Source organism: Pseudomonas sp. TKO26, assembly GCF_003225665.1.
Classification (GTDB): Bacteria; Pseudomonadota; Gammaproteobacteria; order Pseudomonadales; family Pseudomonadaceae; genus Aquipseudomonas; species Aquipseudomonas saponiphila.
In genome coordinates this window covers 13160-32252 of record NZ_QKLN01000007.1, presented here as the reverse complement: position 1 = coordinate 32252, position 19093 = coordinate 13160, and the positions used below count along the sequence as shown (strand labels likewise).

The 19093-nt window shown below is 63.5% G+C and carries 17 protein-coding genes; 6 read left to right on the top strand and 11 right to left on the bottom strand.

The window, feature by feature from the left end; translation table 11 throughout:
• Position 1: 1 nt before the first annotated feature.
• Together DNK59_RS12340 and algB are read right to left on the bottom strand one after the other, a co-directional pair.
• Positions 2-1786 (bottom strand): KinB sensor domain-containing domain, encoded by a 1785-nt coding sequence (locus DNK59_RS12340; RefSeq protein WP_110723375.1) that lies wholly within the window; start codon positions 1784-1786, stop codon positions 2-4.
• Between the two features lie 10 nt (positions 1787-1796).
• Positions 1797-3143 carry a sigma-54-dependent response regulator transcription factor AlgB gene (gene algB, locus DNK59_RS12335; RefSeq protein WP_016963951.1) on the bottom strand — a complete coding sequence of 449 codons (1347 nt, stop codon included), beginning with the start codon at positions 3141-3143 and terminating at the stop codon, positions 1797-1799.
• 440 nt (positions 3144-3583) lie between these two features.
• Here algB and DNK59_RS12330 point away from each other — a divergent pair, with 440 nt between their 5' ends.
• The 5 genes from DNK59_RS12330 (at position 3584) to DNK59_RS12310 (ending at position 8066) form a co-directional block, all read left to right on the top strand.
• Positions 3584-3868, top strand: a complete 285-nt coding sequence (locus DNK59_RS12330) for a hypothetical protein (RefSeq protein WP_092318271.1) — start codon at positions 3584-3586, stop codon at positions 3866-3868.
• Positions 3869-3949: 81 nt separating this feature from the next.
• Entirely contained in the window at positions 3950-4114 is a 165-nt protein-coding gene (locus tag DNK59_RS12325) for a DUF1328 domain-containing protein (protein WP_003170804.1), read from the top strand.
• Between the two features lie 2 nt (positions 4115-4116).
• Positions 4117-4584, top strand: coding sequence for an inhibitor of vertebrate lysozyme family protein (locus tag DNK59_RS12320; RefSeq protein WP_110723374.1), 468 nt, complete (start codon positions 4117-4119; stop codon positions 4582-4584).
• Positions 4585-5328: 744 nt separating this feature from the next.
• Positions 5329-6660: a glutamate/aspartate:proton symporter GltP gene (gltP, locus tag DNK59_RS12315; protein WP_092318277.1), complete on the top strand. Its 1332-nt coding sequence runs from the start codon at positions 5329-5331 to the stop codon at positions 6658-6660.
• A 176-nt stretch (positions 6661-6836) separates the two neighbouring features.
• Positions 6837-8066, top strand: a complete 1230-nt coding sequence (locus DNK59_RS12310; protein WP_110723373.1) for a nucleoside recognition domain-containing protein — start codon at positions 6837-6839, stop codon at positions 8064-8066.
• 72 nt (positions 8067-8138) lie between these two features.
• On the opposite strand, the gene DNK59_RS12305 is transcribed toward DNK59_RS12310, so the two are convergent.
• The 9 genes from DNK59_RS12305 to DNK59_RS12265 form a co-directional block, all read right to left on the bottom strand.
• Complete coding sequence (locus DNK59_RS12305) at positions 8139-8768, bottom strand: ABC-type transport auxiliary lipoprotein family protein (protein ID WP_110723372.1); 630 nt, start codon at positions 8766-8768, stop codon at positions 8139-8141.
• A complete protein-coding gene (locus DNK59_RS12300) occupies positions 8765-9703 on the bottom strand; it encodes an MlaD family protein (protein WP_092318289.1) in 939 nt (312 codons plus the stop codon). Before DNK59_RS12300 ends, DNK59_RS12305 begins: the two co-directional genes overlap by 4 nt.
• Before the next feature lies 1 nt (position 9704).
• Positions 9705-10508: an ABC transporter ATP-binding protein gene (locus DNK59_RS12295; RefSeq protein ID WP_110723371.1), complete on the bottom strand. Its 804-nt coding sequence runs from the start codon at positions 10506-10508 to the stop codon at positions 9705-9707.
• Complete coding sequence (locus DNK59_RS12290) at positions 10505-11653, bottom strand: ABC transporter permease (RefSeq protein WP_110723370.1); 1149 nt, start codon at positions 11651-11653, stop codon at positions 10505-10507. The genes DNK59_RS12295 and DNK59_RS12290 overlap by 4 nt, the downstream gene beginning before the upstream one ends.
• Before the next feature lie 54 nt (positions 11654-11707).
• Positions 11708-12751, bottom strand: coding sequence for a DUF5924 family protein (locus DNK59_RS12285; protein ID WP_110723369.1), 1044 nt, complete (start codon positions 12749-12751; stop codon positions 11708-11710).
• A 145-nt stretch (positions 12752-12896) separates the two neighbouring features.
• Positions 12897-14291, bottom strand: a complete 1395-nt coding sequence (locus tag DNK59_RS12280; protein WP_110723368.1) for a pitrilysin family protein — start codon at positions 14289-14291, stop codon at positions 12897-12899.
• 56 nt (positions 14292-14347) lie between these two features.
• Positions 14348-16006, bottom strand: a complete 1659-nt coding sequence (locus tag DNK59_RS12275) for a Na/Pi cotransporter family protein (RefSeq protein WP_110723367.1) — start codon at positions 16004-16006, stop codon at positions 14348-14350.
• A gap of 216 nt (positions 16007-16222) precedes the next feature.
• Positions 16223-16990, bottom strand: coding sequence for a TerC family protein (locus tag DNK59_RS12270; RefSeq protein ID WP_092318307.1), 768 nt, complete (start codon positions 16988-16990; stop codon positions 16223-16225).
• Between the two features lie 67 nt (positions 16991-17057).
• Positions 17058-18365, bottom strand: coding sequence for a CitMHS family transporter (locus DNK59_RS12265; RefSeq protein ID WP_060836902.1), 1308 nt, complete (start codon positions 18363-18365; stop codon positions 17058-17060).
• A 319-nt stretch (positions 18366-18684) separates the two neighbouring features.
• On the opposite strand from DNK59_RS12265, the gene DNK59_RS12260 reads away from it, so the two are divergent.
• Positions 18685-19086, top strand: a complete 402-nt coding sequence (locus DNK59_RS12260) for a GFA family protein (RefSeq protein ID WP_110723366.1) — start codon at positions 18685-18687, stop codon at positions 19084-19086.
• The last annotated feature ends 7 nt before the right edge of the window (positions 19087-19093 follow it).

The window sequence follows — 19093 nt, the reverse complement described above, 5'->3', positions numbered from 1 at the left end:
CCTAGAGGGGCAAGGCCAGGTAGAACTGGGTGCCTTGTCCCGGCCTTGAGTAGACCCCCATGCGCCCGCCGTGGAGCTGGACGATTTCCTTGCACAGCGCCAGCCCGAGCCCGGCGCCGCCTTTCTTGCGCCCGACCTGGACGAAGGGCTCGAAGATCCGTCCCTGCTGGCCGTAGGCAATGCCCTCGCCGTTGTCCTCGACGCTGATGATCACCCGCTCGCCATGTCGTCGAGCCTGCAAGCAGATCTGACCGCCGCTGGCGGTATGGCGCAGGGCATTGTCGATCAGGTTGTCCAGGACCCGTTCCAGCTGCGGCCGGTCGGCGTGCAAGCGCGGCAGCGGCGCCTGGATGTCCAGCAGCAGGTTGATGCCCTGGCGTTGTGCCGGTTCGCGGAAGCGTTCCAGGGTCTGCTCCAGCAGCTCTTCAAGGGAACAGGGAGCGAGGGTGAGCTTCTGCAGGCCGTTCTGGTAGCGCGAGAAGTTCAGCAGATCATTGATCAACTGCATCAGGCGCTGCATTTCTTCGTTGACCGTATTGAGCAGGTCGGTTTCCCGGGACTCTTCGGCAAAGTGCAGGCGTTCCTGGAGCAGGCCGAACGCCATGTGCATGCCGGTGACCGGGGTGCGCAGCTCGTGAGAGGCGCGCAGCACGAATTCACTGCGCACCCGCTCGAAGGCACGCTGTTCGGTGACGTCGTGGAGCACCATCACCGCCCCGAGAATATGGCCCTGGGTGTGGCTCACCGGGGTCAGGCTGTAGGTCAGCAGGCGGGACTCGCCGTCGACCTCCACATCCAGGTCTTCCGGGGCCCGTTCCAGGGTGCCGCCGCGCAGGACCAGCTGCAGCTGCTCATCCAGTTCCGGGCGTTGCAGGGCACTGCCCAGGCCCTGGCCGAGGCGCTCCTGGTCCCAGCCTAACTGGCGCTGGGCCACCGGATTGAGGTGCTCCAGGCAGCCTTGACGGTCGATCATCAGCAGGCCGTCGTCGATGCTGTCGAGCACCGCCTGCAGGCGCTGCTGACCGGCCAGCAGTTCGTCGACATTGGTTGCCTGATGCTGGCGCAGGGCCTCGGCCATGATGCCGAAACGCCGGGTCAGCAGATTCATTTCCGCGGCTGTGGAGATGGGCAGGGTGACGTCGAAGTTGCCTTGGCCGATCTTGTCCGCGGCCTTGGCCAGGGCCTCGATGGGGCCGCCGAAACGCCGGGCGATGGCATGGGCGGTGATAAAACCGATGATCAGCACCGCCAGGGCCACCAGGCCCAGCAGGCCGGCCACCAGCAGGGCGCGGTCACGGGCTTGGCGTTCCACCTGGCTGATGTTGTCCAGGGCACTCTTGTGTTCGTTGATCAGGCCGTTGCGCAAGGCATTGAAGCGCTCGGTCAGTGCATCGTTGTCGCTGATTCCGGGGGCACCGCTGGAGCGCTCGAAGGCCTGGAAGAAACTCAGGTAGTCATCGCGCGCCTGCTGAAAGTGGTGGGTGTCCTGGTTCTGCTGTTCCTGGGCGATGCCCTGGTCGAGCAATGCCAGGTAGTGCTCCCGGGAGGTTTCCAGGGCCGCGCGGTCGGGCTCCTTGCTGAGCATGATGATCAACTGGTCACCCAGGGTCTGGCGCAGCTTGAGCCCCAGGTCCAGGGTGATGAAGTTGTTGCGGATCAGCGACTCTTGGGTATTGGCCATCTGCATCACGCTGACCAGCCCGAGCACCAGCCCCAGCAGGGCGACGGTGATCAGCGCCGAGATGCTCAGAAACAGCCGGGTTCGCAGTTTCATCGCTATCTTCATGGGGAAGCGCTCACAGGTTGTACTGTTTGCGTTTGCGGTACAGGGTCGAGGCGTCGATGCCCAGGGTCTTGGCTGCTTGGTCCAGGGTGTCGCTGGTGGCCAGGACCGCCCCGATATGGGCCTTTTCCAGCTCGTCCAGGCTCAGCGCCGCACCGATCCGCGGGGCATTGTTGGTGGGTTGTTCGGCCATGCCCAGGTGGATGATCTCCACCCGTTCCTGGGGACAGATGATGCTCGCCCGTTCCACCACGTTGCGCAGCTCGCGGATGTTGCCCGGCCAGCGATAGTTGAGCAGGGCTTCCCGGGCCTCGTCGCAAAAGCCCCGGGCCGGTCGCGAGTACTCCTTGACGAAGCGGGCGAGGAAGCGATCGGCCAGGGTCAGGATGTCTTCGCTGCGTTCGCGCAGGGGCGGCAGGTGCAGGGTGATCACGTTCAGGCGGTACAGCAGGTCTTCGCGAAAGCGCCCGTCGCGCACCATGTCCTCGAGGTTGAGGTTGGTGGCGGCAAGAATCCGCACATCGGCCCGGCGAGTCACCGGGTCGCCGACGCGTTCGTATTCCTTGTCCTGGATGAAGCGCAGCAGCTTGGGTTGCAGGGTCAGGGGGAAGTCGCCGATCTCATCGAGGAACAGGGTGCCGCCGTCGGCCTGATTGACCCGGCCCAGGGTGCTTTCGCTGGCCCCGGTGAATGCTCCGCGGCTGTGGCCGAACAACTCGCTCTCCATCAGCTCGGCAGTCAGGGACGGGCAGTTGATGGTCACGCAGGACTTCTTCGCCCGCTTGCTCCAGCCATGGATGGCCCGTGCCAGTTCGCCCTTGCCGGTGCCCGATTCACCGAGAATCAGAATGTTGGCGTCGGTGCCGGCCACCTGGCGCGCGGTTTCCAGCACCACTTTCATGGCCGGGCTGTGGGAGTCCAGGCCGTCCTTGGGCTTGCGTACTTCACCTTCCAGGGCTTCCAGGCGCGCCGAGAGCTGGCGCACTTCCAGTTGCTTGGCGGTGGCTAGGCGCAGTTGATCGGGGCTGCAGGGCTTGACCAGGTAATCGGCGGCTCCGGCCTGGATGGCATCCACCGCGGTATCCACGGCGGAGTGGGCGGTGACGATCACCACTCGCATCCAGGGCGCCTGGGTGCGCATCTGGGCCAGCACGTCCAGGCCGTTGTCTTCTCCCAGGCGCAGGTCGAGGAAGCACAGGTCGAACACCTGGCGTTGCAGCAGGGCATCCGCCTGGGCTGCGCTGTTGGCGGTGGCCACGGTGTAGCCCTCGTCTTCCAGGCAGTAACGGAAGGTGCGAAGGATTGCGGATTCGTCATCCACCAGAAGGATGCGGCCTTGATTCTCCGGCGCTGACTCCATTTCGCAGGCTCCTTTAATGAATGATCTTCTTTAGTCCCGGATAAATCGGGCAAGTTGCAAGGTTGATTCTGATCGATTCCACGGCATGCAGGTTAGATATCTCCGGCCGAAATGCCTAACCGACTGAAACTCAATGGGTTTAGCGCTGCTCGGCGTGGATCGGGTCTGTATCAGGCTGTCCGCCGCTCGGCAAAGTTCCCCCACAGATCAAAAAGCCCTCCAGGCGGTCCGCGCCCATCGTGCATTTCGCACGGTCGGCCAGCGTGCATCGTGCAGGATGCGTGTGGAGCCGTTGTTTTGTTTGTATATAAGCTGTTGATTTTATTGATATTTATTCCTTTGTAAAAGCTGGCATGCAGACTGCAATAACCCTCCTATGAGCGAAGCATGAGTCATGGCTTCCATAACAATATCGCCACCAGCGTGGGAGGAGTTTCAGGATGAATCGCCAACGTTTTGCCCAATTGCGTATTGCGCCACTGCACCTTCAGCAAGGTCTGTTCGCCAGTCTGGCGTTGCTGGTCACTCTGATAGCCGGGCAACAGTACCAGCGCTGGCAGGACAGCCAGGCGCCTGCTCCGCGGGTGCCGGTCCATCACTTCACCCAGACCCATTTCAGCTCGGTGAGCAGCACGCTCAACGATGCAACGCCCGTGCAACTGATGGCCGTCGATCAGGCGCAGCCGGCGCTTGAGGCGCCACGTCAGCAACGCTGGGTGTTCTAGGCACCAAGGGCCGGCCCGCATCAGGCGGCGTCCGGCGGCTCCACCGGCACTATCACCAATAGAAGAGTAAGGAGAATCATCATGCTGAGCTGGGCAATCACATTCCTGATCATTGCCATCGTCGCTGCGGTACTGGGCTTCGGTGGTATCGCGGGCACCGCCACGGGTATCGCCAAGATTCTCTTTGTGGTGTTCCTGGTGATGTTCATCGCTTCGTTCTTCTTTGGCCGTCGTGGTCGAGGCTGACCATGCGCCCTTCGTTGAACACCTTGGCCACCGCGCTGTTGCTGGGCGCCAGCACCCTGGCGGTGGCCGCCAATGATGGCCAGGCCCGCGCCAACCAGCTGCTGGGTTCCGATCCGCAGTTTCGTGAAACCTGGCAGAAGGTCGTGCAGCAAGAGGAGCGACTGCCCGAATGGGTGATGAACCTGTCGGGCGATGCGCCGCAACAGATGAATGCAGTGACCGAAGGGGGCGATCAGTACCTGGTCGGGCCGCTGTGCGAAACCGCGCAGAGCTGTCAGAACCAGCGGCTGGTCCTCGCCTTCAGCTTCAACAAGAAGCATGCCTACGCCTTGTGGGTCGAAGTACCGGCCGGCTTGCCCGCGGACAAGTCGCCGACGCGGCATGCCAGTTACCGTTTTCTCGGTAAGCCGGACGCCGGCATGCAGGCTTTGCTGCAAGAGCAATTGCGCAAGGATCCGAACTGGTACTGAGTCCGGTATTGCCGATCTTGCATAACAGATAGGCGAAAGAGCTACCCAGGCGCTTTCGACTTTGCACCGCCTGAGGAAGGCGCGTGCATGACCAAGGGGCCGGGATGTTCTGATGCTTGCATGATCGGAGTGACCTAGGGGTACAGGGAGTGCCTCCGCAAGGGCCGGGTCAGGAAAGAGCGGCGGCGCAAGCCCACAAGTCGTGATCGACTTGAAGGGCTTGCGGCGTGCTTGAATGGGCAAAGACCCGTTCTAGAGCCGTTGTTACATCTGCGCCGAGGCGTATTCCGAAAAAAATCTTCCATTGACGCCGATCAAACGTTACCTGGTGTTTCTCTGCGACCGTATATCGAGAAACTTTGCGGAATAATCGCAGTGTTTTCAGGCGACCGAATCAGAACATTCTCATGTTTTTTACGATCTTTTCCTGACCTGTCCGACATGCCTGCACGCCGCCTGAAATGGCGGTTTCACGGCATTTATGCCTGCCGAAATGTCGTATTCGAACCGGTTGGGACGCTCGTTTTATTTGGAAAAACTCATGCCGATTCGGCATAGGGTAGGCGTTTACGGCATTAGACGTTCCCCCCTGGCATCGGAATAGTTGCGCCTTTTTTCGCCCGCACAGAGCTGTAAATGCTCACTCGGGATGACCTTATACGGGGGCCGATGCACAAACTTTTCCGCTATTGAGCGTTCCAGTTCGCGCATCAGCCCGAGTCCAACTGAAGTAAGGGTAATGATATGAAGAAGGCAAAATTAAGCCTCGCCTGGCAGATCCTCATCGGTCTGGTCCTGGGGATTGCGATTGGCGCACTGCTCAATCATTTCAGTGCTGAAAAAGCCTGGTGGATCAGCAACGTCCTGCAACCTGCCGGCGATATCTTTATCCGCTTGATCAAGATGATCGTGATCCCGATCGTCATCTCCTCGCTGATCGTCGGCATTGCCGGGGTCGGCGACGCCAAGAAGCTTGGCCGCATTGGTCTGAAGACCATCATCTACTTCGAAATCGTCACCACCATCGCCATCGTCGTCGGCCTGCTGCTGGCCAACCTGTTCCATCCGGGCGCGGGCATCGACATGAGCACCCTGGGTACCGTGGACATTTCCAAGTACCAGGCCACTGCCGCCGAAGTGCAGCATGAGCATGCGTTCATCGAAACCATCCTCAACCTGATTCCGTCGAACATCTTCGCGGCCATGGCCCGCGGCGAGATGCTGCCGATCATTTTCTTCTCGGTGCTGTTCGGCCTGGGCCTGTCGAGCCTGCAATCCGACCTGCGCGAGCCGCTGGTGAAGATGTTCCAGGGCGTCTCGGAAAGCATGTTCAAGGTCACCCACATGATCATGAACTACGCGCCGATTGGTGTGTTTGCCCTGATCTCGGTGACCGTCGCCAACTTCGGTTTCGCCTCCCTGCTGCCATTGGCCAAGCTGGTCATCCTGGTCTACGTGGCCATCGCTTTCTTCGGCTTCGTGATCCTTGGCCTGATCGCCCGCCTGTTCGGCTTCTCGGTGATCAAGCTGATGCGCATCTTCAAGGATGAGCTGGTGCTCGCCTACTCCACCGCCAGCTCGGAAACCGTGCTGCCGCGGGTAATCGAGAAGATGGAAGCCTACGGTGCGCCGAAAGCCATCTGCAGCTTCGTGGTGCCGACCGGCTACTCCTTCAACCTCGACGGTTCGACCCTGTACCAGAGCATCGCGGCCATCTTCATCGCCCAGCTGTATGGCATCGACCTGTCCATCAGCCAGCAATTGCTGCTGGTGCTGACCCTGATGGTCACCTCCAAAGGCATTGCCGGGGTTCCGGGCGTGTCCTTCGTGGTGCTGCTGGCCACCCTGGGCAGCGTCGGCATTCCGCTGGAAGGCCTGGCCTTCATCGCCGGTGTCGACCGGGTGATGGACATGGCGCGTACCGCCCTGAACGTGATCGGCAACGCCCTGGCGGTACTGGTCATCGCACGTTGGGAAGGCATGTACGACGACGCCAAGGGCCAGCGCTACTGGAACTCCCTGCCGCACTGGCGCAGCAAAGAGCCGCTGCCTGCCGGCGAAACCACCAAGGGCTAAGCGCCTACTGCGTAGGAGCTGGCTTGCCAGCGAAGAGGCCCCAAGCCCTGCACATGCCTGACGCTCGCCTTCGCCGGCAAGCCGGCTCCTACAGATGACAGACCCCGGTTAATCCGGGGTTTGTCGTTTCTGCCCGCCCCGCTATCATTCGCCGCATCTTTCGAGGGGTATGACCGATGCTCAATGGCCTGTGGCTTGGCTTCTTTATCGTCGCGACCGTGTCGGCCCTGGCCCAGTGGCTGGTGGGCGGTAATGCCGGGATTTTCGCCGCCATGGTGGAAAGCATCTTCGCCATGGCCAAGCTGTCGGTCGAGGTGATGGTGCTGCTGTTCGGCACCCTGACCCTGTGGCTGGGCTTTCTGCGCATTGCCGAGAAGGCCGGCATCGTCGAATGGCTGGCCAAGGTCCTGGGCCCGCTGTTCAAGCGGCTGATGCCGGAGGTGCCGCCCGGTCACCCGGCCCTGGGCCTGATCACCCTGAATTTCGCAGCCAACGGCCTGGGCCTGGACAACGCCGCCACGCCCATCGGCCTCAAGGCCATGCGTGCCTTGCAGGAGCTCAATCCCAGCGCCACCACCGCGAGCAATGCGCAGATCCTGTTCCTGGTGCTCAACGCCTCGTCCCTGACCCTGCTGCCGGTGACCATCTTCATGTACCGCGCCCAGCAAGGCGCGGCGGATCCGACCCTGGTGTTCCTGCCGATCCTCCTGGCTACCAGTGCCTCGACCCTGGTGGGCCTGCTATCGGTGGCGGTGATGCAGCGCCTGCGTCTGTGGGACCCGGTGGTGCTGGCCTATCTGATCCCCGGGGCCCTGGCCCTGGGCGCCTTCATGGCCTTGCTGGCGACCCTCTCGGCCACGGCCCTGGCGTCGCTGTCGTCGATCCTCGGCAACCTCACGCTGTTTGGTCTGATCATGCTGTTCCTGGTGATTGGCGCGCTGCGCAAGGTCAAGGTCTACGAGGCCTTTGTCGAAGGCGCCAAGGAAGGCTTCGAGGTGGCCAAGAACCTGCTGCCGTACCTGGTGGCCATGCTCTGCGCCATTGGCGTGTTGCGGGCTTCCGGGGCGCTTGATTTCGGTCTAGACGGCATTCGCCACCTGGTGGCCTGGGCCGGTTGGGACACACGCTTCGTCGATGCCCTGCCCACCGCCATGGTCAAGCCATTCTCCGGCAGTGCCGCCCGGGCCATGCTGATCGAAACCATGAAGACCCAGGGCGTGGACAGCTTCCCGGCCCTGGTGGCGGCGACCATCCAGGGCAGTACCGAAACCACCTTCTATGTGCTGGCGGTCTACTTCGGCGCGGTGGGCATCCAGCGGGTGCGGCACGCCGTGGGCTGTGCCTTGCTGGCGGAGTTCGCCGGCGTGGTGGCGGCGATTGCGGTTTGCTACTGGTTCTTTGGCTGAATTGACCGAGTCTTCGCCGGCAAGCCGGCTCCTACACCACCGGTAGGAGCCGGCTTGCCAGCGAATCGGCGCTCAACGCTTGAGCGCCCGATTGCCCTGCCCCACCGCCCAGTCCACCACCTGTCGGGTGAGCGCATCGCTGGCCTGGCCAAACCCCGTCACCACCGCCGGTATCCCGGTTTCAGTCAGTGGCTGGCGCACTTCAAAACGTCGACTGGCGAGGATCTTCTGGTCATTGCCACGAATCAGTCGCGCATCCAGGCGGATCACCACCTGGACGGTCGTGCCCTGGTATTCGGTCTGGAAGGCTTGCAGGTCGCCGCCCAGGGCCAGGTCGGTCTGCTGGTTGCTGTCGTCGGTGCTCAACAGCTGTACCCGGCCATCGCGCTGGAAGCCGTCCAGCAGGCGGTTGCGCAGCAGGATCGGCGCCGGGTCGCTCCAGCGCGAAGCCTTGTAGCTGCTGATCAGGTTGCCCTGGGGAAGTACCGCGATCCGCGCGCTGTTCAGCGCGTCGCCGGCCTGGGGCTTGAGCAACTGCAAGGACCACGGCAGGGCCTGGCTCGGGGCCGTGGCGCCGGCCTGGTTCACCGGCAGCCGATAGATGTCCAGCGGCTCGCCCTTGGGCAGGATCGAGCAGGCGCCGGTCATGACCAGGGCGGCACTCAGGGCCAAGCGGGCAAACAGGCGATCGGCACGCTTCATGGCGTGAACTCCTTGTTTTTCTCGTTACCCAGCAAATAACCGCCGGGGTTGGCTTCCAGGCGGCGGGTGATGCTCCGCAGCGAGCCCAGGGTTTCGCGCAGTTCGCGTACCGCTGGCGCCAGGCCGTTGAGGCCCTGCATGCCGTTGTTCAGCGAGTCCTGATTGTTGCTCAGCAGCGTGTTCAGGGTGGCGCTGCTCTGCTCCAGGTTGCGCATGGCCTGTGCCGCGCTGCCGACCATCTGCTTGCCCTGGTCGCTGAGCAGGCCGTTGGCGTTGCGCATCAGCGCGGTGGTCTGTTCCAGCATGGCGCTGGTCTGCTTGCTGATGGTGCCCAGTTGCTGCATCAGTTGGCGCAGCTCATCACGTTGCCCGGCGATGCTCGCCGAGGTTTTCTGCAGGTTGTCCAGGGTGCCGCTGACCCGTTCCACGTTGTCCGGGGAGAACATGCGGTTGGCGTTGTGCAGCAGCAGGTTGACCCCGGTCATCAGGTCGTTGCTGTTGTTCAGCAGGCGGGCGATGGGCGATGGCGAGGCGATGATGGTCGGCAGTTGGCCATCCTTGCCCTTGAGAGGCGGACTTTGCGGCGTGCCGCCGCTGAGCTGGATGATCGAGGTGCCGGTGATGCCGGTCAGGGCCAACTTGGCCTGGGTGTCTTCCTTGATCGGCGTTTCACTGCCCAGGCGGATCTGCGCCAGTACCCGGCGCGGGTCCTTGGGATCCAGGCGCAGGTTGACCACATCGCCGACCTTGATCCCGCTGTATTGCACGGCGCTGCCCTTGGACAGGCCGCTGACCGCCTCATTGAACACGATCTGGTAGTCCTGGAAGGCGCTGTCGACACTGGACTTGGCCAGCCACAGGCCGAACAGCAGGGCACCGGCCACCACGATCACGGTGAACAGGCCGATCAGTACATGATGGGCTCGGGTTTCCATGTCATCCCTCGTTGGTCTGTGTAGCGGCCTGATAGGCCGCGCGGCCGCGAGGGCCATGGAAGTACTGGTGAATCCATTCGTCCGGGGTTTCGGCGACCACATCGATGGCGTCCGCCACCAGTACCTTTTTCTGTGCCAGCACCGCCACCCGGTCGGTGATGGTGTAGAGCGTGTCCAGGTCGTGGGTGACCAGGAACACACTCAGGCCCAGGGCATCGCGCAGGGTCAGGATCAACTGGTCGAAGGCGGCGGCGCCCACCGGGTCAAGGCCGGCGGTGGGTTCGTCGAGAAACAGGATATCCGGGTCCAGGGCCAGTGCCCGGGCCAGGGCGGCACGCTTGATCATCCCGCCGGACAGCGAAGCCGGGTATTTGTCCGCCGCCGACAGTGGCAGCCCGGCCAGCGCCAGCTTGACTGCCGCCAGGTGCTCGGCATCGGCGCGAGACAGCCCGGCATGCTCGATCAGTGGCAGGGCGACGTTCTCGGTGACCGTCAGCGAGGTGAACAGCGCGCCCTTCTGGAACAGCACGCCAAAGCGCCGTTCGATCAACGAGCGTTGTTGTTCCGGCAGGCTCGGCAGGTCCTGGCCAAAGACCCGCACCGAGCCTTCGCTGGGTTGGCGCAGGCCGACGATGCTGCGCAGCAGCACCGACTTGCCGCTGCCGGAGCCGCCGACCACGCCAAGGATCTCGCCCTTGAACACGTCCAGGTCGAGGTTCTCGTGCACGCTCTGCTTGCCGAAGCGATTGCACAGGCCGCGGACCTCGATCACCGCCTCGGTTGGCGCGCGTGGTGCACGGCTCACCAGCCCATCTCCATGAAGAACAGCGCGGCCACGGCGTCGATGACGATCACCACGAAGATCGACTGGACCACGCTGGAAGTGGTGTGGGCCCCCACCGACTCGGCGCTGCCGCTGACCTTGAAGCCTTCCAGGCAGCCGATGGCGGCGATCAGGAAGGCAAAGACCGGCGCTTTCACCAGGCCCAGCAGGAAGTGTTTGACGCCAATGTCCGAATGCAGCAACGAAAGGAACATCGCCGGCGAGATATCCAGGGACAGGGCACAGACCACGGCGCCGCCAATGATCCCCGAGAGCATCGCCAGGAAGGTCAGCATCGGCAGCGCCACCAGCAACGCCAGGACTCGGGGCAGCACCAGCAGCTCCATCGGGTCCAGGCCCAGGGTACGGATCGCATCGATCTCTTCGTTGGCCTTCATCGAGCCGATCTGTGCGGTGAAGGCACTGGCGGTGCGTCCGGCCATCAGGATCGCTGTGAGCAGCACGCCGAATTCCCGCAAGAAGGAAAACGCCACCAGGTCCACGGTAAAGATGCTGGCACCGAAGTTGGCCAGCACCGTGGCCCCGAGAAAGGCCACCACGGCGCCCACCAGGAAGGTCAGCAGGGCGACGATGGGGGCGGCGTCGAGGCCGGTCTGTTCGATGTGTGCCACCACCGGGGTGATGCGCCAGCGTTTGGGGCGCAGCAGGCCGCGGGCCAGGGTTTCGAGGATCAGGCCGATGAAGCCCAGGACTTTCAGGGTGTCCTGCCAGACGGTGTAGACGGCGCTGCCGATGCGCGAGAGCAATTGCACGCTGACGGAAATCTCCGGCTCCCTGACCGGCACACAGAAATCGTTGAGCGAGCTGTAGACCGTGTGCAGCAGCGCGCGGTCGGCGCTGGACAGGGTGCAGCCCGGGTGCTCGGCGGACTGGCCCAGGCGTTCGGCACCCAGCAGCTCCACCAGCAGCGAGGCGCCGGCGGTGTCCAGGGCTCCCAGGCCGTTGAGGTCGATGTGGGTGCTGCTGTCGTAGTGGCCGTCGAGGCTCTGGCAGAGACGCTTGAGATCGCTGTAATGGGCCAGCGTCCAGTCGCCACCGATGCGCAGTTGCGCCGGAGAGTGGGCGTTGTCCAGTTGAGCGGTGCCGGGCGTCATGCGGGTATTCATAAGCTCCGAGCTTGTGGGGCGATTGCGCAGTGCTACGTAATAGCACGATCCCCGTTACTTTGCCTCGCTGCTCTTGGCCGCATCTTGATCTGGATCGGTGATCTCGAAGCGCAGCACACCGATCACCTGCCCGTCCTCGGTAATGACCCGGACCTGCCAGTTGCCCGCCGGGTTGGCCGGGAAGTTCTGCTTGTGGGACCAGGCGCGGTAGCCCTCCTTGCGCCCGCCGCGAATGTCCAGGGCGATGCGGTCCACTTCACTGCCGTTGAACTGCCAGACGTGATAGATGCGCTCGTCCAGGCCCCGGGGCGCGTTGATCGCGGTGTAGGCGTACAAGCCGTCGCTGCGCACCTGGCGGCTGCTGACCTGTTCCAGGCTGTCTCCCGGCGTGCGGTCCTGAAGCTGGGTGCTGATGGCGTCCTCGGTCAGCCACAGGGTGGCCGGCGGCACCCAGGAGCGCAGCAGCCAGCCGGTGCTGCCAATGGCCAGGGTGATGCCCAGCACTGTCAGGGCACTGCGCAGGCTGCGGATCGGCAGGATCGACGCCAGGCTCGGGAACGACAGGAGCATGGCGATGCCCAGGGCCAGCTTGAAGCTCTGGGCCGTGGTCAGGTGCAGGATCAGCGGCAGCGCGGTGAGCAGGGCGGCGAACAGCGTCAGGGTGTGCAGGGCGAGGAACAGCCAGCGCCGCGGGGCCAGCCATTTGTAGTACAGCGGGTCGGTGATGGAAATCAGTGCCGCGGCCCCCAGCAAGCCGGTAAACACCAACTGGCCGCTGTTCCAGCTGGTGGTGATGAAGAAGAACGGCAGGACGAAGAACAGGCTTTCCTGGTGGATCATCTGTGTGGCGTAACGCAATAGCGGCTGCGGTATCTCGCGCTTGAAGACCTTGGTGAACAGTTGGGTCAGGCTGTTTTCCAGCATCAGCCAGACCCAGCTCACCAGCAGGATCACGGCGATCCACGAGGCCAGGCTCTGCTGTCGATCGACCAGGATGAAGCTGCTGACTCCGGAGATGAACCCGCCGAGCGCAATGACCCCCGGGTAGCGCTTGATCAGTTCCAGAACGCGCTGAATATAGAGGGTCAGGTTAGGCATCGGGCGGGGATCACAGTCTGGGCAGGAAAAAACCGCGACAGGATACCGTTGGCCGCGGCCCGTGGCGAGGGAGCTTGCTCGGGCCGGAGGCCTGTAGCGCTGCCCGGCTCCGCCGCGCCGTCAGCGGCAGGCTGCGATGCTCCCGCTACAGCGGACGTGCGCGACGCCGACGCTGCCACAGGCAGGCGCCGAGACTGGCGCAGAGGATCAGGCCCAGCAGGCCAGCGCCCAGCCACAGCAGTTGTTCGTCGCCCAGCAGCGGCTTTTCGATGCGCAGGTAGCCCGGCTGTTGCAGCAATTGCTTCAGGGCCTGATTGGCCTGTTCCAGGCTGACTGCCCGCAGGCGCTTGGCCGGGTCGCTGAAACGGCCGTTGTCGAAGTCTCCCAGGGCGCTCCAGTAGTAGTCCGCCAGGGCGCTGTTGCCTTGCACCGCCCAGGCCTGGCGGTCGATGGCGGCCTGTTTCAGGCGCTCGAAGGTGGCCGGGTCGAGGCCGTCCTTGAGCAGGTGTGCCCTGAGCTGTTGGACCACTTGGCGGGCCTGGGGCAGCGCATCACGCTCCAGGTCGGCATTGAGGCTGAGAAACCCTACCCCACCGAAGACTTCCCGATCGCTCCAGGGGCCGTAGGACAGTTCGTGCTCCAGGCGCAACTGGCGGTACAGCGCCCAGTCCAGGTAGTCCTTGAGCAGGTCGAACGTCTCGTCATGCTGCTGTTCCAGCTGGGGTTCGGGAAACAGCCAGTGCAACTGGGCGCTCTGCCCTACCCAGCCATGGATCAGGTCGCGCTCGGCGGCGGCCGTGCCCTGGATCTGCGGCAAATCGGGGTGCTCGCTGGGCTCCACCGGAACCAGGGCGCCGTAGGTGCGTTCAAGATAGGCCGGCAGCAGGCGATCGAGTTCGCCGACCACGATCAGGGTCATGTTGTTGGGGGCGTACCAGTCCCGGCGCACTTGCTCCAGCTGGGCCAGGGTCAGGTGCCCGACTTCGGCGCGCTCGGCGCACTTGAGCCCCAGTTCCACCGCCAGCTGGTTGCCGGCCCTATGGCCCAGGTCCTGGCGGTCGAGCCAGCGCTGCAGGTGCGAGTAATGGCCGCCGTCTTCGCGCTCCACCACCTGTTTGGCGGCGGCCACCGCGTTGTCGTCAAGGCGGGTGCGGGTCAGCAGCGACAGCAGCAGGTCGAGGACCTTGCGCTGGTTTCTCGCCGGGGCCTCGATGACGAAAGTGGTGTCGGCATTGCTGGTGTAGGCATTCCATTCGCCGCCCAGGGCCTGCATGCGTTCTTCCAGGCCGCCTTCGCCGCTGGCGTCGATGCCGCTGAACAGCAGGTGTTCCAGCAGGTGCGGCAGTTCCTTGTCGGCACAGGGGAAATCGTCCAGGCCGACCCCCACCACCAGGCGGATCGCCACGTGGCCGCGTTCGCTACCGGGTTTGAGCAGCAATTGCAGGCCGTTGGGCAGGGTGTAGCCTTCAGCCTGGAAGCGATCCAGGGCCCATCCTTGTGCACTGCCCAGCAACAGGCAGGCGAATAACAGACAACGCATAACAAGCTTCCTTACGGCGTGCGTAAGTTTTAGAGACTGCATGTAACTCTGGACGTTCAGGGTGAATGGGTGATGTCAGCCATGTCTTCGACTTGCAGGGCCCCGGTGTCCGAGGTTTCCAGGACCACGTAGGCGCTGCTGCAGAACAGCGAGTTGAGACGCTTCATGTCGGCGATCAGTTCCAGGTGCAGGGAGCTGGTTTCGATGCTTTGCACGATCTTGCGCTGCAGGCGACTGACGTGGGCGTGGGCCAGGCGCCGTTCCTGAGCGCGGAAGCGGCGTTTTTCCCGCAGCAGTTGCCGGGCGCTTTCCGGGTCGGCGCTGAGGAACACCGAAAGTCCCAGGCGCAGGTTGGCGATCAACTGGCCATGCAGGCCGGTCAGTTCTTCCAGGCCGACGTCGGAGAAGGACCGGCGTTGCGAGGTCTTTTGCTGCTGGACCTTGCGCAGCATGCGTTCGATCAGGTCGCTGGCCAGCTTGAGGTTGATCGCCAGTTCGATGATTTCCGCCCAGCGCCGGCTGTCCTGCTCGCTGAGGTCCTCGCGGGGCATTTGTGCCAGGTACAGCTTGATCGCGCTGTACAGCGCTTCGACATCATCGCTCAGGGCTCGCAGCTCCTGGGTGATGGCGGTCTGTTTGCCCCGCAGCACATCGCGCATGGCTTCCAGCATGTTGTCGATCAGGTCGCCGATGCGCAGGGTTTCCCGGGCGGCGTTGGCCAGGGCCAGGCTCGGCGTGGCCAGGGCGGCCGGGTCCAGGTGCCGTGGACGCGCGCGGCCATTGTCCTGGGGCCGTTCCGGCAGCAGCCAGCTGCAGAGCCGGGCCATGGGGCCGACACTGGGCAGCAGCAACAGGCAGCGCGCGGTGTTGTACAGCAGGTGGAAGCCGATCACCACTTCCTGGGGGCTGAAGTCCAGGCTGTCCATCCAGTGGGCCAGGGGGTCGAGCACCGGGATGATCAGCAGCAGGCCGATCAGTTTGTACAGCAGGCTGCCCAGGGCCACCTGGCGGCCGGCGGCGTTTTGCATGCTGGTGCCGAGGAAGGCCAGCACCCCGCTGCCGATGTTGGCGCCGATCACCAGGCCGATGGCCACCGGCAGGCTGATGACGCCGGCCCCGGCCAGGGTGGCGGTGAGCAACACCGCCGCCAGGCTGGAGTAGGACACCATGGCGAATACTGCGCCCATCAGGGCATCCAGAAGGATGTCGCCGGTCAGCGAGGCGAACAGCACCTTGACCCCTTGGGCGTGGGTAATAGGTGCGGCGGCTTCGACGATCAGTTGCAGGGCCAGGATGATCAGGCCCAGGCCGATGCCGACCCGGCCCAACTGCCCGGCGCGGGTCTGCTTGCGCGAGAGGAAGAAGATCACCCCGAGGAAGATCAGCAGCGGCGACAGCCACGACAGGTCGAAGGTCAGCACCCGGGCCATCAGCGCGGTGCCGACATCGGCGCCGAGCATGGTCGCCAGCGCCGGGGTCAGGGCCATCAGGCCCTGGCCGACAAAGGAGGTCACCAGCATCGCCGTGGCGTTGCTGCTCTGGACCATGGCCGTCACCAGGATGCCGGCAACGAAGGCCAGCGGTCGCCGGGCCATGTTCTGGCCGATCACATGGCGCAGGTTGGAGCCGTAGACCCGCAGGATGCCGGTACGGACGATGTGCGTGCCCCAGATCAGCAGGGCCACGGCGGAAAGCAGATTGAGCAGGGTCAGCATGAGAGGCCCCCCCTGGGGTGAAGAGCCCCAAGTGGGGCCAGTGGACGTTGTTGCGTGAGGTTCTACGTTATGTATTTAAGCTGTAGTTGGCTAACGCACAGGGCGCCAGCATCGCATAGCTCAAGCGGCGTTTGAAACAAAACTGTCATGAAAACAACTGGCTGCAGACGTGAAAAAGGGGCTCGAAAGCCCCTTTTTCCTGACGCCCGTTCGCGGTTATTGACCGGGAACGTCCTTGCGCAGTTTCACCGGATCCTGCTGTTTTTTCTTCTTCGCGATGGCGCTGCGCATCTTGATGTTGATGGCTTCCACCGCCAGGGAGAAGGCCATGGCGAAGTAGACGTAGCCCTTTGGCACGTGCACGTCGAAGGCTTCGGCGATCAGCACCGTGCCCACCACCAGCAGGAACGACAGCGCCAGCATCTTCAGCGACGGGTGCTTGTCGATGAACTCGCTGATGGTCCCGGCGGCCAGCATCATCACCAGTACCGCGACAATGATTGCCGCCACCATCACCGGTACGTGGGACACCATGCCCACCGCGGTGATCACCGAATCCAGGGAGAAGACGATGTCGATGATCGCGATCTGGATGATGGTGTAGAAGAAGTTGCCGCCCTTGCCCTTGGGCTCATCCAGGGTTTCGTCCTCGCCTTCCAGGGCGTGGTACATCTCCTGGGAGCTTTTCCACAGCAGGAACAGGCCGCCGAAGAACAGGATCAGGTCACGCCCGGAAATGCCCTGGCCGAAGACCACGAACAGGTCGGCGGTGAGGCGCATGACCCAGGTGATCGACAGCAGCAACAGAATGCGCGTGACCATGGCCAGCGCCAGGCCGAAGATCCGCGTGCGCGGCTGCATGTGCTTGGGCATGCGGCTGACCAGGATCGAGATCATGATGATGTTGTCGATGCCCAGGACGATCTCCAGGGCGGTCAGGGTGAAGAAGGCAACCCAGATTTCCGGGTTGGTCAGCCATTCCATGTGTAGTCCTTTGCGCGAGTGTTATGGCCCGGGCCGTGACGCCGGCCCGGGCGGGGAATCATTGCCTTTAAAGCGTGCTGAACAGCGGAAAGATCCCCATCAGCAAAGCGGCGAACATTATGCACAGGCAGACCAGCACTGCCCACTTGAGGGTGAAGCGCTGATGGTCGCCAAACTCGATGCCGGCCAGGGCCACCAACAGGTAGGTCGAGGGTACCAGCGGGCTGAGCAGGTGCACCGGTTGGCCGACGATCGACGCCCGGGCCATTTCCACGGCGGTGATGCCGTAGTGGCTGGCGGCTTCGGCCAGTACCGGCAGTACGCCGTAGTAGAAGGCATCGTTGGACATGAAGAAAGTGAACGGCATGCTCACCAGCGCGGTGATCACCGCGAGGTACGGCCCCAGGGCGTCCGGAATGACCGCCAGCAGGCTCTTGGACATGGCATCGACCATGCCGGTGCCCGACAGGATGCCGGTGAAGATACCCGCGGCGAAGATCAGCCCGACCACCGCCAGCACGCTGCCGGCGTGGGCCGCGACCCGGTCCTTCTGCTGCTGCAGGCAGGGGTAGTTGACGATCATGGCAATACTGAAGGCCACCATGAACAGCACCGGCAGCGGCAGCAGTCCGGCGATCAGCGCGCACATCAGGGCGAAGGTCAGGGCACCGTTGAACCAGATCAGCTTAGGCCGGCGGGCATCCGGGTACTGCGACACACTGATTTCGCTGTGGTCGATCTCGTCGCCGGCCAGGTGCAGTTCACCCAGGCGCGCACGTTCGCGCTTGCCGTACAGGTAGGCGATCAGCAGGATCGCCACCACGCCGGCCAGCATCGCCGGGATCATCGGTACGAAAATGTCCGAGGGGTCCACGTGCAGGGCACTGGCGGCCCGGGCGGTGGGGCCGCCCCAGGGGGTCATGTTCATCACCCCGCCGGCGAGGATGATCAGCCCGGCCATGATGCGCGGGCTCATGCCGATGCGGCTGTACAGCGGCAGCATGGCGGCCACGCAGATCATGTAGGTGGTGGCGCCGTCACCGTCCAGGGACACCACCAGAGCCAGCACGGCGGTGCCCACCGATACCTTCAGCGGGTCGCCCTTGACCAGCTTGAGGATCTTGCGCACGGCCGGGTCGAACAGCCCGGAGTCGATCATCAGGGCGAAATACAGAATGGCGAACATCAGCATCACGCCGGTGGGCGCCAGCTTGGTGATGCCTTCGAGCATCATCGGGCCGATTTTCGGCGCAAAACCGCCGAACAGGGCGAACAGGATCGGTACGATGATCAGCGCGATCAGCGCCGACAGGCGCTTGGTCATGATCAGGAACATGAACGTGATGACCATGGCAAAGCCAAGGAAAGTCAGCATGGGAATACTCCAGGCGTAGCGCGGCTAGGGAATGGCGAATCGGGTGGGATCAGCGCAGAACGGCAAGCACGAGGCGTACGGGAGGAGTTGCAGCTAACAGGCGGGTACGAGCGGACATCAGAATCACCATTGTTGTTGTTAATAGGGCCGGGAGCGCGAGAAACGCCCGCTGTGGCCAACCGGTCTGTTGCCGGTAGTGGAGGCGATGCTAATCGGGGAAGCTTTCAGCCAGCTTTCGCCGTTGAAAGGAAGTGCTGGATGTTCCGGCAGGCGACCAGCGGACTAAAGTGACGGGCATTGGCCCACGGGAGGAATGCACATGAGTGAGTTGCACAGCGGAGGCTGCCATTGCGGGCGGCTGCGCTATCAGTTCAGCGGGCCGCTGCGGGATATCGCCCACTGCCATTGCTCGATCTGCCGCCGGGTCAGTGGCGGCCTGGTGACCACCTGGATCACCCTGCCCGCCTCGGCGTTTACCTGGCTGGAGGGGGTTCCCGCTCGCTACGACTCATCTGCAAGTTGCGCGCGCTATTTCTGCGGCAACTGTGGTGCTCACCTGGCGTTGGTTACCCACCTGAGCCCGGACAGCATCGATGTCACCATTGCCACCCTGGACCACCCGGAGCTGGCGCCGGCGGACCGGCACATCTGGACCGACAGCCGGTTGCCTTGGCTGCATCTGGATGAGCACTTGCCAGGGGAGTCGGAGGAAACATTGTAGGTGGCTT